General features: G+C 67.6%; 16 protein-coding genes, 4 tRNA genes and 1 pseudogene. 19 read left to right on the top strand and 2 right to left on the bottom strand.

Annotation, left to right across the window (positions count from 1 at the left end):
• Positions 1-215 (top strand): annotated as a pseudogene (locus OEY_RS31060) (alpha-mannosyltransferase); the annotation flags it as partial.
• A gap of 40 nt (positions 216-255) precedes the next feature.
• Entirely contained in the window at positions 256-954 is a 699-nt protein-coding gene (locus tag OEY_RS0100675) for a demethylmenaquinone methyltransferase (RefSeq protein WP_026137594.1), read from the top strand.
• Between the two features lie 11 nt (positions 955-965).
• On the opposite strand, the gene OEY_RS0100670 is transcribed toward OEY_RS0100675, so the two are convergent.
• On the bottom strand, positions 966-2,237 hold the full coding sequence (locus OEY_RS0100670) for a geranylgeranyl reductase family protein (RefSeq protein ID WP_010592028.1): 1,272 nt from the start codon (positions 2,235-2,237) through the stop codon (positions 966-968).
• A gap of 137 nt (positions 2,238-2,374) precedes the next feature.
• On the opposite strand from OEY_RS0100670, the gene OEY_RS0100665 reads away from it, so the two are divergent.
• Both OEY_RS0100665 and htpX read left to right on the top strand, forming a co-directional pair.
• Positions 2,375-3,421, top strand: coding sequence for a polyprenyl synthetase family protein (locus tag OEY_RS0100665; protein ID WP_010592027.1), 1,047 nt, complete (start codon positions 2,375-2,377; stop codon positions 3,419-3,421).
• 104 nt (positions 3,422-3,525) lie between these two features.
• The gene (htpX, locus tag OEY_RS0100660; protein WP_010592026.1) at positions 3,526-4,386 is read left to right on the top strand and encodes a zinc metalloprotease HtpX; all 861 of its coding nucleotides are present in this window, start codon (positions 3,526-3,528) and stop codon (positions 4,384-4,386) included.
• Between the two features lie 75 nt (positions 4,387-4,461).
• On the opposite strand, the gene OEY_RS0100655 is transcribed toward htpX, so the two are convergent.
• The gene (locus OEY_RS0100655; RefSeq protein WP_010592025.1) at positions 4,462-4,953 is read right to left on the bottom strand and encodes a YajQ family cyclic di-GMP-binding protein; all 492 of its coding nucleotides are present in this window, start codon (positions 4,951-4,953) and stop codon (positions 4,462-4,464) included.
• 147 nt (positions 4,954-5,100) lie between these two features.
• Between OEY_RS0100655 and OEY_RS0100650 the strand changes: the two genes are divergently transcribed.
• The 15 genes from OEY_RS0100650 to OEY_RS0100580 all read left to right on the top strand — a co-directional run bounded on the left by OEY_RS0100650 (position 5,101) and on the right by OEY_RS0100580 (position 13,460).
• A tRNA-Tyr gene (locus OEY_RS0100650) sits at positions 5,101-5,183 on the top strand.
• Positions 5,184-5,412: 229 nt separating this feature from the next.
• Positions 5,413-5,485: transfer RNA gene (locus tag OEY_RS0100645), tRNA-Thr, on the top strand.
• A 44-nt stretch (positions 5,486-5,529) separates the two neighbouring features.
• Positions 5,530-5,605, top strand: a tRNA-Met gene (locus tag OEY_RS0100640).
• A 58-nt stretch (positions 5,606-5,663) separates the two neighbouring features.
• Positions 5,664-5,831 (top strand): 50S ribosomal protein L33, encoded by a 168-nt coding sequence (gene rpmG, locus OEY_RS0100635; RefSeq protein ID WP_003937613.1) that lies wholly within the window; start codon positions 5,664-5,666, stop codon positions 5,829-5,831.
• An 87-nt stretch (positions 5,832-5,918) separates the two neighbouring features.
• Entirely contained in the window at positions 5,919-6,494 is a 576-nt protein-coding gene (gene hadA / locus OEY_RS0100630; RefSeq protein ID WP_010592024.1) for a (3R)-hydroxyacyl-ACP dehydratase subunit HadA, read from the top strand.
• Positions 6,481-6,906: a (3R)-hydroxyacyl-ACP dehydratase subunit HadB gene (gene hadB / locus OEY_RS0100625; protein WP_010592023.1), complete on the top strand. Its 426-nt coding sequence runs from the start codon at positions 6,481-6,483 to the stop codon at positions 6,904-6,906. Before hadA ends, hadB begins: the two co-directional genes overlap by 14 nt.
• Positions 6,907-7,080: 174 nt before the next feature.
• A tRNA-Trp gene (locus OEY_RS0100620) sits at positions 7,081-7,153 on the top strand.
• A gap of 32 nt (positions 7,154-7,185) precedes the next feature.
• Positions 7,186-7,608, top strand: coding sequence for a preprotein translocase subunit SecE (secE, locus tag OEY_RS0100615; protein ID WP_010592022.1), 423 nt, complete (start codon positions 7,186-7,188; stop codon positions 7,606-7,608).
• 46 nt (positions 7,609-7,654) lie between these two features.
• Positions 7,655-8,497, top strand: coding sequence for a transcription termination/antitermination protein NusG (gene nusG / locus OEY_RS0100610; RefSeq protein ID WP_010592021.1), 843 nt, complete (start codon positions 7,655-7,657; stop codon positions 8,495-8,497).
• 70 nt (positions 8,498-8,567) lie between these two features.
• The gene (gene rplK / locus OEY_RS0100605; protein ID WP_003937618.1) at positions 8,568-9,002 is read left to right on the top strand and encodes a 50S ribosomal protein L11; all 435 of its coding nucleotides are present in this window, start codon (positions 8,568-8,570) and stop codon (positions 9,000-9,002) included.
• 123 nt (positions 9,003-9,125) lie between these two features.
• Positions 9,126-9,839, top strand: coding sequence for a 50S ribosomal protein L1 (gene rplA, locus OEY_RS0100600; RefSeq protein WP_010592020.1), 714 nt, complete (start codon positions 9,126-9,128; stop codon positions 9,837-9,839).
• 372 nt (positions 9,840-10,211) lie between these two features.
• Positions 10,212-10,745 (top strand): 50S ribosomal protein L10, encoded by a 534-nt coding sequence (gene rplJ / locus OEY_RS0100595; RefSeq protein WP_003937620.1) that lies wholly within the window; start codon positions 10,212-10,214, stop codon positions 10,743-10,745.
• A 105-nt stretch (positions 10,746-10,850) separates the two neighbouring features.
• Positions 10,851-11,237 carry a 50S ribosomal protein L7/L12 gene (rplL, locus tag OEY_RS0100590; RefSeq protein WP_003937621.1) on the top strand — a complete coding sequence of 129 codons (387 nt, stop codon included), beginning with the start codon at positions 10,851-10,853 and terminating at the stop codon, positions 11,235-11,237.
• A 313-nt stretch (positions 11,238-11,550) separates the two neighbouring features.
• Complete coding sequence (locus tag OEY_RS0100585) at positions 11,551-12,651, top strand: ABC transporter ATP-binding protein (protein WP_026137592.1); 1,101 nt, start codon at positions 11,551-11,553, stop codon at positions 12,649-12,651.
• An 8-nt stretch (positions 12,652-12,659) separates the two neighbouring features.
• Positions 12,660-13,460: an MlaE family ABC transporter permease gene (locus tag OEY_RS0100580; protein ID WP_010592018.1), complete on the top strand. Its 801-nt coding sequence runs from the start codon at positions 12,660-12,662 to the stop codon at positions 13,458-13,460.

Here is a 13,460-nt window from a genome sequence, read left to right as displayed (position 1 = left end):
GCCGCAACGGCTATCGGCTGCCGGTCGACGGCTTCACCGACCTGCTGCCGGGCGCGGTCGGCGCACTCGCCGACCCGGTGCTGCGCGCCCGGTTCGGCGCGGCCGCGCGGCGCGGTGTGCTCGGCCGCACCTGGCCCGCGGTGTGCCACGAACTGCTCGGGCACTACGAGCAGGTCTGCTCGGTCCGGCCGGGCACGCTGCGGCGCAGCGCGTAGCGGTAACGTCGGCACAGCGCGTAGCGGTAACGTTTCGACCGTGGCAACTACTCACGGGTCGCGGGCCTCGCTCGCGAAGGATCCGCGCGAGGTCGCGTCGATGTTCGACGGCGTCGCCCAGCGATACGACATCACCAACACCGTGCTCTCCTTCGGGCAGGACCGCAGCTGGCGACGAGCCACCCGGGCGGCGCTGGACCTGCGGCCGGGGGAGCGCGTCCTCGATCTGGCCGCCGGCACCGGGGTGTCGACGGTGGAACTCGGCCGGTCCGGTGCGTGGGTGGTGGCCACCGACTTCTCCACGGGAATGCTGCAGGCGGGCGCGTTCCGGCAGGTGCCGATGGTCGCGGGCGACGCGATGCGCCTGCCCTTCGCCGACGCGGTCTTCGACGCCGCCACCATCTCCTTCGGGCTGCGCAACGTCTCCGACTTCGAGGCCGGGCTCCGCGAGATCGCGCGGGTGACCAAACCCGGCGGCCGCCTCGTGGTGTGCGAGTTCGCCACACCCGTCTCGGCTCCGCTGCGCGTGCTCTACCTCGAGTACCTGATGCGGGCACTGCCGCGGGTCGCGCGGACCGTCAGCAGCAACCCCGACGCGTACGTCTATCTCGCCGAGTCGATCCGGGCGTGGCCCGCGCAACCCGAGCTCGCCGAGCGGATCCGGGCCGCCGGCTGGCGGTCGGTGCAGTGGCGCAACCTCACCGGCGGGATCGTGGCCCTGCACCGGGCGGTGCGCTGACCGGACGCGGCTCAGGCGAAGAGCGGTCGGCGGTCCCAGCGCAGCGACGCGCCGCCCCCGGCCCGCCACGCCCGTGCGACGACATCCTCGTCGCGCTCGGTGACGAGGTTGCCCATCACCCGGACGGCCACCGTCATCAGCGACGTCGAACTCATCCCCACAGGCCCGGTGGCCGGCAGAAACCGCGGCAACGTCAGCAGCCCGGCCAGTCGCCGGGCTGCGGAGAACGCCCGCCCGTAGCGCTCGCGCAGCAGGGCCGGCCACAGCTGCGTGAGATCGTCCGCATCCAGGACGCCGGCGACGAGCCGCCCACCCTCGAGGCCGTAGTCGATGCCCTCGCCGTTGAGCGGATTCACACACGCCGCGGCGTCGCCGACCAGGGCCCAGTTCGGGCCCGCCACACCGGACACCGCACCGCCCATCGGCAGCAGCGCCGACGCCACCCGGGTCGTCTCGCCGAGTCCCCACTCGCCGCGCCGCCGCGACGCATACAGCTCGATCAGCGGGCGCAGCGACCCGACGGCCGGCCGCTTGGAGGTGGCGAGCGTGCCCACGCCGATGTTGACCTCCCCGGTGCCGAGGGGGAACACCCAGCCGTAGCCCGGGTGCAGCGTGCCGGCGTCGTCGCGCAGCTCCAGGTGCGACGTGATCCACGGGTCGTCGCTGCGGGGGGAGGTGGCGTAGGCGCGGGCCGCGACCCCGTACGCGGTGTCGCGATGCCACTGCCGGCCGAGCAGCCTGCCCAGCGGAGAACGGACCCCGTCCGCCACGACGAGTCGTTCGCACCCGACGGTGCGCGGACCGCGCGCGGTCGCGAAGGTCACCGCGGTCACCCGCGTTCCCTCGCGCTCGACGGCGACGGCCTTGGTTCCCTCGGCGGCCGCGGCGCCCGACTCGAGGGCGACGCGGCGGATCCGGTCGTCGAGTTCGGTGCGTGGCACGGCGCTGCCCTGGGCCGGGAAGGAACCCGACGGCCACGGAAGTTCGAGGCTGCGACCGAAGCCTTCGAGCCGCAGGCCCCGGTTGACGGTGCGCGTGCGCACCCAGTCGCCGAGGCCGAGGCGGTCGAGTTCGGCCACCGCCCGCGGGGTCAGGCCGTCGCCGCACGTCTTGTCCCGGGGGAAGGTCGCGGCATCGACGAGCAGTACGTCGCGGCCGGCGCGGGCCGCCCAGGCGGCGGCCGCCGACCCGGCAGGACCTGCGCCGACGACGAGCACGTCGGTACGGTCGGGGAGCTCCGGAAGGTCGGGCCGCGGTTCGGACCCAGCGTGTTCTGCCACCACGGCTCCATCCTTCCAGGTACGGCTTCGGTGCCTCGGGGAGGTAGCCGACCGGCGGAGCGGCTAGGTTCACTACCGTGGAGCCGATTCGACAGCGGACAGCGGTAGCCGGGTCGACAGAACAGGATGGGTACCTCATCGTGAGCACTGAAGGGGCGGCGCAGTCCGCCGGTCCGTCCGGCGCGACGTCGGACACGGTGGTGGCCGGGGTGGACCTCGGCGATCCGGTCCTGGCGGGCGCCGTCCGGGACGGTCTCGCCCGGGTCGAGGAAGTGCTGATCTCCGAGCTCTCCGACGGCGAGGACTTCCTGACCGAGGTCGCACTGCATCTCGCCAAGGCCGGCGGCAAGCGGTTCCGTCCGCTGTTCACCCTCCTGACCGCCCAGCTCGGTCCGAAGCCGAACGATCCGGCGGTCGTGACGGCGGCGACCGCGGTCGAACTCGTGCACCTGGCCACGCTGTACCACGACGACGTGATGGACGAGGCCACCATGCGCCGGGGCGCACCCAGCGCGAACGCGCGGTGGAGCAACAGCGTGGCCATCCTCGCCGGGGACTTCCTGTTCGCGCATGCGTCGCGACTGGTGTCGACGCTCGGTCCCGCTGCGGTACGGACCATCGCCGAGACGTTCGCCGAGCTCGTGACCGGACAGATGCGCGAGACCATCGGCAGCGGGAAGGAACGGGACCCGGTCGAGCACTACCTGAAGGTGGTGTGGGAGAAGACCGGTTCGCTGATCGCGACGAGCGGACGCTTCGGCGGGACGTTCTCCGGCGCCGACCCGGACCAGATCGCGCATCTGGAGCGGCTCGGCGACGCCGTCGGCACCGCGTTCCAGATCGCCGACGACATCATCGACATCTCGTCGGCGTCGACGGAGTCCGGCAAGACCCCGGGGACGGATCTGCGCGAGGGTGTCCACACCCTGCCGGTCCTCTACGCCTTCCGTGAGACCGGGCCCGACGCCGATCGGCTGCGCGAACTGCTCGCCGGACCGGTCGAGGACGAGGCCGCCGTCGCCGAGGCCCTGGAGCTGCTGGCGCGGTCGCCGGGAATGGCGGCCGCGAAGCGGACGCTGGGCGAGTACGCGGACAAGGCCCGCACGGAACTGGAGTCGCTGCCGCCGGGACCGGCGAACGAGGCCCTGCGCCGGCTCGTCGACTACACGATCGCGCGCGTGGGGTAGGAACCCGGACGTCGGGAGGCCGCTGCAGCCGATGACGGCAGGGAACCCGCTCCCCACCCTGCTTCGTTGAATGCTGGGGCAAGATCGACGGGAAGAGGCGTGACGTGCACGGGAATGCGAACCGGCTGAAGACGGCGGGGCTCCTCATCGGGATGTCCGCCCTCATCGTGTTCATCGGCGCCCTGTTCCGCAACCCGACGATCCTGATCGGGTCGATCGTCCTGGCCGTCGGGATGAACGCCTACGCCTACTTCAACAGCGACAAGCTGGCGTTGCGGGCCATGCATGCCCAACCGATCACCGAGGTACAGGCGCCGGTGATCTACCGGATCGTGCGCGAGCTGGCGACCACGGCGCATCAGCCGATGCCCCGGCTGTACATCAGCCCGACCAGCGCACCCAACGCGTTCGCGACCGGCCGCAATCCCCGCCATGCGGCGGTGTGCTGCACGTCCGGGATCCTGCAGATCCTGAACGAGCGGGAGTTGCGCGCGGTGCTCGGGCACGAGCTGTCGCACGTCTACAACCGGGACATCCTGATCTCCTCGGTGGCCGGTGCGATGGCGGCGGTGATCTCGGGGCTGGCGAATCTTGCGTTCTTCGCGAACATGTTCGGCAACCGCGACCAGGGCACGAATCCGCTGGCCCTGCTGCTGGTGTCGCTGCTCGGTCCGATCGCGGCGACCGTCGTCCGGCTCGCGGTGTCGCGTTCCCGCGAGTACCAGGCGGATCAGTCCGGCGCCGAACTCACCGGAGATCCGCTGGCGCTGGCCTCGGCGCTGCGCAAACTCGAGCAGGGCACCCGGGCGGCGCCCCTGCCCCCCGAGCCTCGGATCGCCGCGCAGTCGCACATGATGATCGCGAACCCGTTCCGTCCGGGGGAGCGGGTGAGCCGATTGTTCTCGACCCACCCGCCCATGGCGGAGCGCATCGACCGGCTCGAGCGCATGGCCCGCGGGGGCTGACGCCCGCACTGCCTACCGGACGCACCGCCTACCGCCCGCACCGGCTACCGGACGCACTGGTAGTCGATGCACTGCCTACCGGTAGTTGACGAACTGCAGCGCGATGTCGAGGTCGGCGTTCTTGAGCAGTGCGATCACGGCCTGCAGGTCGTCGCGCTTCTTGCTGGTCACGCGCAGCTCCTCGCCCTGGATCTGCGCCTTGACACCCTTGGGTCCCTCGTCGCGGATCAGCTTGGAGATCTTCTTGGCGTTCTCGGTGCTGATGCCCTGCACCAGGGACCCGCTGATCTTGTAGACCTTGCCGGACTGGGTGGGCTCGCCGGCGTCGAAGGACTTCAGGGACAGATTGCGCCGGATCAGCTTCTCCTTGAACACCTCGAGGGCGGCCTTGACGCGTTCCTCCGTGTCGGCGGTCAGGGTGATGGACTCTTCGCCGCTCCACTCGATGCCCGCCCCGGTGTTGCGGAAGTCGAAACGGGTGCCGAGTTCCTTGGCGGCCTGGTTCAGCGCGTTGTCCACCTCCTGGCGGTCGACCTTGCTCACCACATCGAACGACGAATCAGCCACGTGCACTCCACTTCGGATCGGTTCTGTACGGGTTGCCGCCCCGACGCTATCGGGTGGCGCAGTGCCGCTGTCCACCCGGTTTGCACAACAGGGGGGTGTGCGTTGTATTGTTTCAAACGCGCCAGGGACACGGTCCCGATCGCGCCCGGCAGGTTGCCCGAGCGGCCAATGGGAGCGGACTGTAAATCCGTCGGCTTACGCCTACGTAGGTTCGAATCCTACACCTGCCACCGGAACGGCCCCGATCCGAACGGATCGGGGCCGTTCTGCGTTCGCAGACGTTCCGGTACCGACCAGTCGCCGGGTTTCGGCGGGCGCAGACTTCAGAGCGCCTCCGGGTGTTCGGCCGAGGGGTGAAAAAGTCGATTTACGGCCCCTGAACTGGCGATTTTGTTCCTGCAGAGGAGTGTGTGTAATCTTTTGGAGGCCGCAGCGAGCAGAGATGCTCACGGTGGTCGCGCCCCCTTAGCTCAGTCGGCAGAGCGTTTCCATGGTAAGGAAAAGGTCGACGGTTCGATTCCGTCAGGGGGCTCGCTGGATTGTGGTGCCGCCGTTGTTCGCGACACTCGACACCGAGGCGGTGTAGCTCAGTTGGTAGAGCAAACGACTCATAATCGTTGCGTCGCCGGTTCAAGTCCGGTCACCGCTACCACAGTTGAATGAACCACCCTGATCGTCGTTGATCAGATTGACGCGAAAGAAGGCATCCCGTGGCCTCCTCCACCGACGTGCGGCCGAAGATCACCCTGGCCTGCGAGGTGTGCAAGCACCGCAACTACATCACGAAGAAGAACCGTCGCAACGACCCCGACCGGTTGGAGCTGAAGAAGTTCTGCCCCAACTGCGGCACTCATCGCGCACACCGCGAGTCGAAGTAGTCGTACAGGGTCGACGTCGACGCGTGAGCTCCCCGCACAATCGCCCACGCCGGCCGGCGTCCGGGCGAAGTTGCGGGAGTTCTGCGTATGACGGGCACATTCGTGAGTGAAGAATCGGTCGTGGACGGCACCGAACAGGCCGGGATCCAGTTCGATGTAGCGGCACATGCGGCCTCGATGGTCGGTCACCACTATCGCGTCGAGGACTTCTACGAGGTCGGGCGGGAAAAGGTCCGCGAGTATGCGCGCGCCGTGCTGGACAACAATCCGGCACATCACGACGAGGAAGCGGCGAAGGGCCTCGGCTACGACGGCCTCGTCGCGCCCCTCACCTTCATCTCCATCGTCGGCATGATCGCCCAGCGCAAGCTGTTCGACGAGGTCGTCACCGGATACGACCTCAGCCAGATCATGCAGACGGACCAGCGGCTGGTGTTCCACCGGCCCATCCAGGTGGGCGATCGGTTGTTCTGCGACGTGTACCTCGACGATTTCCGTCAGGCTGCCGGCAGCGACATCATCACCACCAAGAACATCATCACCGATCAGCACGACAACCTCGTGATGACCTCGTGGACCACCCTGGTGGGCCGCACCGGTGGCGAGGTGGACGAGAACATCGCCCACGCAGTCAAGGATGTGATGATGCATGTCGCGCCGTAGGTTCGAGGACGTCGCCGTCGGTGAGGAGCTGCCCGTGCGGGTGGTGACGCTCACCCGTGGCAACCTCGTGAACTACGCGGGTGTGTCGGGTGATCCCAATCCGATCCACTGGAGCGACGAGGTCGCCAAGCTCGCCGGCTTGCGCGACGTGGTCGGCCACGGCATGCTCTCCATGGGCATCGCGGCCGGCTTCGTCACCGACTGGCTCGGTGACCCAGGGGCGGTGACCGAGTACAACGTTCGGTTCACCAGTCCGGTCTACGTCGAGGCCCACCGGGCCGCCGAGGTGGAGTTCTCCGGCAAGGTCAAGTCGGTGGACGCGGACAGCAAGACAGCAGTGGTCGCGATCGTGGCGAAGTCCGAGGGACGTAAGATCTTCGGGCGGGCCACGGCAACGGTCCGTCTGGCCTGACCGGCCGGCGGATTGGGTTTGTCCCGGGGCTATGAAGTACACTAAGACTTCTGGGATCGCATAGCGCAGCGCGCTGCTCTCGAAGGCCGTAACGGCTCACGGGGTGGCGCGCATGTCATGTGGTCGCAGATGGGTCGATCGAGACGCCGGTTTTCCGGCGGAGGCATCGACCAGAGGGGCGTAGCTCAATTGGCAGAGCAGCGGTCTCCAAAACCGCAGGTTGCAGGTTCAAGTCCTGTCGCCCCTGCCCCCGGACGGCCAGCGACCGAGAGGAACGATGTGAGCGAGGAGCGCGGTAAGCGCGACGGCGGTACCGCAGGGACTTCCAGCCCTGAGGACGCCGGATCGGCGACCGACGCGACCCCCGGCGCTTCCTCCGCATCCGCTGCCCCCACCGGCAAGAAGTCCCCGCGGCGTTCCGCTGCTCCGGCGTCGACCGCGGTGGCGGCAGGTCGCCGGCCCGAATCGAAGCCGGCCAAGTCCGCCGCTCGCTCCGGTGCCCAGGGCACCGAGAACATCTTCAAGCGCCTGCGGCGCTTCTTCCGTGAGGTCCTCGCCGAGCTGCGCAAGGTGATCTGGCCGAATCGCAAGCAGCTGGTCACGTACACGACGGTCGTCGTGGTCTTCGTGGCGGTCATGACCGCGTTCATCTTTGGATTGGATCTGGCGTTCGTGAAGGGCGTCAGCTGGTTGTTCGGCTAGCGCGTCAGCGTGCCGGCAAATGTGATCGACGAGAGGAAAGTGCCCGGTGAGCACCCCCGAGAACGACTCCTACGAGCCCTCGGCCGAAGAGCGCGTTTCGGACGAGGTCTTTGTCGACGACTCCGTGACCGTGGACGCGGCCGACGAGTCGGCAGGGGAACCGGCCGACGAGACGGACGGGGAACCGGCCGACGAGACGGCAGAGACGGGCATCGAAACCGACGAGACGGCCGGTGACGAGCCCGAGGCGCCCGCGGAGGCCCCGGCCGAGGAGGTCGATCCCGCGGAGGCCCTCGAGAAGCAGCTTCGGCTCGAGCCCGGCGACTGGTACGTCGTGCACTCCTACGCCGGTTACGAGAACAAGGTCAAGGCCAACCTCGAGACCCGCGTGCAGAACCTGGACCTCGGGGAGTACATCTTCCAGGTCGAGGTGCCCACCGAAGAGGTCACCGAGATCAAGAACGGCCAGCGCAAGCAGGTCAACCGCAAGGTCCTGCCGGGCTACATCCTGGTGCGGATGGAACTGAACGACGAATCGTGGGGCGCGGTGCGCAACACCCCCGGCGTCACCGGATTCGTGGGTGCCACCTCGCGCCCGTCGCCGCTGACGATCAAGGAGGTCGTGAAGTTCCTCCTGCCGCAGCAGGCGAAGAAGAAGCCCGCCGCCGCGACCAGTGCCGCCGAAGGCGCTGCGACGGCTGCCAAGCCCACCATCGAGGTGGACTTCGAGGTCGGCGAGTCCGTCACCGTCATGGACGGGCCGTTCGCGACGCTGCCGGCGTCGATCAGCGAGGTCAACGCCGAGCAGCAGAAGCTCAAGGTCCTGGTGTCGATCTTCGGTCGTGAGACCCCGGTGGAGCTGTCCTTCAACCAGGTGTCGAAGATCTGACGGTCCGACCCACTCAAACTTGCGATAGCAGTACGCAAGAACCACACCGAGCAAGAAACTAGGAATAGAGATGCCCCCGAAGAAGAAGAAGATTGCCGGGCTCATCAAGCTCCAGATCCAGGCAGGTCAGGCCAACCCGGCTCCGCCGGTCGGCCCCGCGCTGGGTCAGCACGGCGTCAACATCATGGAGTTCTGCAAGGCGTACAACGCGGCGACCGAGTCGCAGCGCGGCAACGTCGTGCCGGTCGAGATCACGGTCTACGAGGACCGCTCGTTCGACTTCAAGCTCAAGACCCCGCCGGCAGCCAAGCTGCTGCTGAAGGCCGCGGGTGTGCAGAAGGGCTCCGGCGAGCCGCACAAGACCAAGGTCGCGAAGGTCACCATGGACCAGGTGCGCGAGATCGCCAAGACCAAGCAGGAAGACCTGAACGCCAACGACGTCGAGGCCGCCGCGAAGATCATCGCCGGCACCGCGCGTTCGATGGGCATCACGGTCGAGGGCTGAGCGCAGCGCCGCTCGGGACCCGCAGGGCCCAGTGCCCGGCAGCAGTAATCCGTGGGAGGGCCGGCCAGGCTCGACAACCACGACCGAACCGTTCACCTTCCGGTGACAAGTTAGGACAGAACAATGGCAAAGCGCAGCAAGGCGTACCTCGCCGCCGCTGAGAAGATCGACGCCTCGACGCTCTACAGCCCCCTCGCGGCCGCTCGGCTCGCGAAGGACACCTCGTCGAAGAACTACGACGCCACCGTCGAGGTCGCCATGCGCCTCGGTGTGGACCCCCGCAAGGCGGACCAGATGGTCCGCGGCACGGTCAACCTGCCGCACGGCACCGGTAAGACCGCCCGCGTCATCGTGTTCGCGGTGGGCGAGAAGGCCGCCGAGGCCGAGGCCGCCGGTGCGGACGCCGTCGGCGCCGAGGACCTGATCGAGCGGATCCAGGGCGGCTGGCTGGACTTCGACGCCGCGATCGCGACCCCGGACCAGATGGCCAAGGTCGGCCGCATCGCGCGTGTCCTCGGTCCGCGCGGTCTGATGCCGAACCCGAAGACGGGCACGGTCACCCCGGACGTCACGAAGGCCGTCGCCGACATCAAGGGCGGCAAGATCAACTTCCGCGTCGACAAGAACTCGAACCTGCACTTCGTGATCGGCAAGGCGTCGTTCGACGACGCGAAGCTGGTGGAGAACTACGCTGCCGCGCTGGACGAGGTCCTGCGTGCGAAGCCGTCCACCGCGAAGGGGCGTTACGTCAAGAAGGTCACCATCGCGACCACCACCGGCCCGGGCATCCCGGTGGATCCGTCGCGCACCCGGAACCTCCTCGAGGACGCCGAGTAAGGAGACCGGTACCCGGTCTTCGCAGGCAACGCACGAACGGCCGGCACGGAACTGCTCCGTGCCGGCCGTTTTGCGTCGGCGCGTCCCGTCGGGTACGCTGGCTCGCGGAGTTCGGCGCGTGCCGATCTTCACCCCGATCATGTTCTACCCAAGACCGTTGGTCACCGGGTCCGCGTGCGGATTCGGTTGAAGGTCCGGGATTGCCCGGCGGCCCACGCAGGAGGACGAGGTAGGGGAGATACGACATCGTTCGCGATGCCGTCCTTCTCTCTGTACGCCCCGTGTGCCCTGCACCGGGGCGTTTTGCATTTTACGGATTTCGAGTGGAACTTCCCGAGCGGGAAAACGACTGTTACTGAGAGGAGGCGAAGTATGGCAAAGCCTGAGAAGGTTTCCGCGGTTGCGGAGATCACCGAGCAGTTCAAGGACTCGACTGCCGCCGTGATCACGGAGTTCCGTGGTCTGTCGGTGACCAGTCTGACGCAGCTGCGACGCGCTCTCGGAGAGGGTGCCACCTACTCCGTCGCCAAGAACACCCTGGTCAAGCGTGCCGCCGCAGAGGCGGGCGTCGAGGGCCTTGACGACCTGTTCGTCGGACCGACCGCCATTGCGTTCATCAAGGGCGAGCCGGTCGACGCTGCGAAGGCCCTGAAGACCTTCGCGAAGGACAACAAGGCGCTCGTCATCAAGGGCGGCTACATGGACGGCGCTGCGCTGTCCGTGGAACAGGTCAACCAGATCGCGGACCTCGAGTCCCGCGAGGTGCTGTTGGCCAAGCTCGCCGGCGCGATGAAGGGCAACTTGGCAAAGGCCGCCGGCCTGTTCAACGCTCCTGCCTCGCAGGTGGCCCGTCTCGCGGCCGCTCTGCAGGAGAAGAAGGCGGACCAGGAGTCTGCCGCAAGCTGATCCGCACCCTCGCGAATCACTGACCCACCCACCCCGCGCGCCCCGGCGCGTATCCCATCCGGTCGCGGATCAGCGACATGGGATCCACAAGGAAGGACCGCCACCATGGCGAAGCTCACCACCGAAGAGCTGCTCGACGCGTTCAAGGAACTGACCCTCCTCGAGCTCTCGGAGTTCGTGAAGGCCTTCGAGGAGACCTTCGAGGTCACCGCTGCCGCTCCGGTCGCCGTCGCCGCTGCCGGCGCCCCGGCCGCTGCCGCCGAGGCCGAGTCCGAGCAGGACGAGTTCGACGTCATCCTCGAGGGTGCCGGCGACAAGAAGATCCAGGTCATCAAGGTCGTCCGCGAGATCGTTTCGGGCCTCGGCCTGAAGGAGGCCAAGGACCTCGTCGAGGGCGCTCCGAAGCCGATCCTGGAGAAGGTCGCCAAGGACGCTGCCGACGCCGCCAAGGCGAAGCTCGAAGAGGCCGGCGCCAAGGTCACCGTCAAGTAAGAGGTGCGAGGCTGCTCGACTCCGGTCGAGCGATCCGGCAAGGCCGCTGCCCACGGATTCACGTCCGTGGGCAGCGGCCTTTTCGCGCATTCGTGACCGGTTCGGCGGGCACGCGGAATGCATCCGCGATAGGTTGACGTCAATGCCGCACGGGGACGGCAAAGACGCAGGTCATCACCCTGATCGACGGGTGTTATGCCCGAGTTGACCTGTGTTCTTACTCGCTAGTAGGATCCCGTGTCACAGGTAACACTTCGATGCGCTACAGTGACGCAATCCACAGTGGGGAACAGCATCGAGCCGTGCGGAGGTAATGGTGGGAGTCGAAGTAGCTGTCGAGGGCTTGACGAAGTCCTTCGGGTCTCAGCGGATCTGGCAGGATGTGACGTTGACCCTCCCGGCGGGCGAGGTGAGTGCCCTGCTGGGCCCGTCCGGCACGGGCAAGTCGGTGTTCCTCAAGTCGCTGATCGGTCTGCTGCGGCCGGAGCAGGGCTCGATCGTCATCGACGGCACCGACATCCTGCAGTGCTCGAGCAAGGAGCTCTACGAGATCCGCAAGCTGTTCGGGGTGCTGTTCCAGGACGGCGCGCTGTTCGGGTCGATGAACCTCTACGACAACGTGGCGTTCCCGCTGCGCGAGCACACCAAGAAGTCCGAGTCCGACATCCGCAAGATCGTGATGGACAAGCTCGAGCTCGTCGGTCTGCTCGGCGCCGAGGACAAGCTGCCCGGCGAGATCTCCGGCGGCATGCGCAAGCGCGCCGGGCTGGCGCGGGCACTGGTGCTCGACCCGCAGATCATCCTGGTCGACGAGCCGGACTCGGGACTCGACCCCGTGCGGACCACCTACATCTCCCAGACACTGATCGACATCAACGCCGAGATCGACGCGACGATCCTGATCGTCTCGCACAACATCAACCTGGCGCGCACGGTGCCGGACAACATCGGCATGCTGTTCCGGCGCGAACTGGTGATGTTCGGTCCGCGTGAGGTGCTGCTCACCAGCGACGAGCCGGTGGTCAAGCAGTTCCTCAACGGCACCATGATCGGGCCGATCGGGATGTCGGAGGAGAAGGACGAGGCCACGATGGCGCAGGAACAGGCGCTCGTCGAGGCCGGGCATCACGCCGGTGGCGTGGACGACATCGAGGGCATCGTCCCGCAGATGAAAGCCACCCCGGGGATGCCCGAGCGGCAGGCGGTGCGCCGCCGGCAGGACCGGGTGCGGCACATCCTCCACACCCTGCCCGAGCCCGCCCAGCACGCCATCCTCGAATCCTTCGAGGAGAGCAACGGATCGCACGCGGCACCGGCGTATCAGGACCATTCCTACCGCGACGACGACACGCAGGTCATTCCGGCGTACCCCGGTGACGGGTACGACGAGTCCGCCCGCCACCACACCAGCTAGGAGAACACATGGGGGTCGGTTCGGGCACCAGCTCGTTCGTGCGTCCGATACACGGTGCACTCACCCAGGCCGGAAACATCGTCGAGTTGTTCGTCGACGTCGTGCGCAACCTGTTCCGCCGGCCGTTCCAGTTCCGCGAGTTCATCGAGCAGGCGTGGTTCATCGCGAGCGTGACGATCCTGCCCACCGCCCTCGTGGCGATTCCGTTCGGTGCCGTCGTCTCGCTGCAGACCGGGTCGCTGATCAAGCAGCTCGGCGCGGAGTCGTTCACCGGCGCCGCCAGCGTACTGGCGGTGATCCAGCAGGGCAGTCCCATCGTGACCGCGCTGCTGATCGCCGGCGCGGCCGGTTCCGCGGTCACCGCCGACCTCGGGTCACGCACGATCCGCGAGGAGATCGACGCGATGGAGGTGCTCGGTATCAACCCGGTGCAACGCCTCGTGGTCCCGCGCGTGCTCGCGATGGTGCTCGTCGCGCTGCTGCTCAACGGGCTGGTGTCCGTGGTCGGCATCGCCGGCGGCTACTTCTTCAACGTCATCCTGCAGGGCGGAACTCCGGGCGCCTACCTGGCATCCTTCTCGGCCCTGGCCCAGCTACCCGACCTCTACGTGGCCGAGATCAAGGCAGCGATCTTCGGTGTCATCGCCGGCGTCGTCGCGGCCTACAAGGGCCTGCACCCCGGCGCCGGACCGAAGGGTGTCGGTGAGGCCGTCAACCAGACCGTCGTCATCACCTTCCTCCTGTTGTTCTTCGCGAACCTGATCCTGACGATGGTGTACCTGCAGATCGTTCCGGCGAAGGGATCCTGA

This window comes from Rhodococcus sp. P14 (assembly GCF_000256505.1).
Taxonomy (GTDB): domain Bacteria; phylum Actinomycetota; class Actinomycetes; order Mycobacteriales; family Mycobacteriaceae; genus Rhodococcus; species Rhodococcus ruber.
Note: the sequence above shows the minus strand (reverse complement) of the source record. Positions and strands in the feature narration are given on the sequence as shown.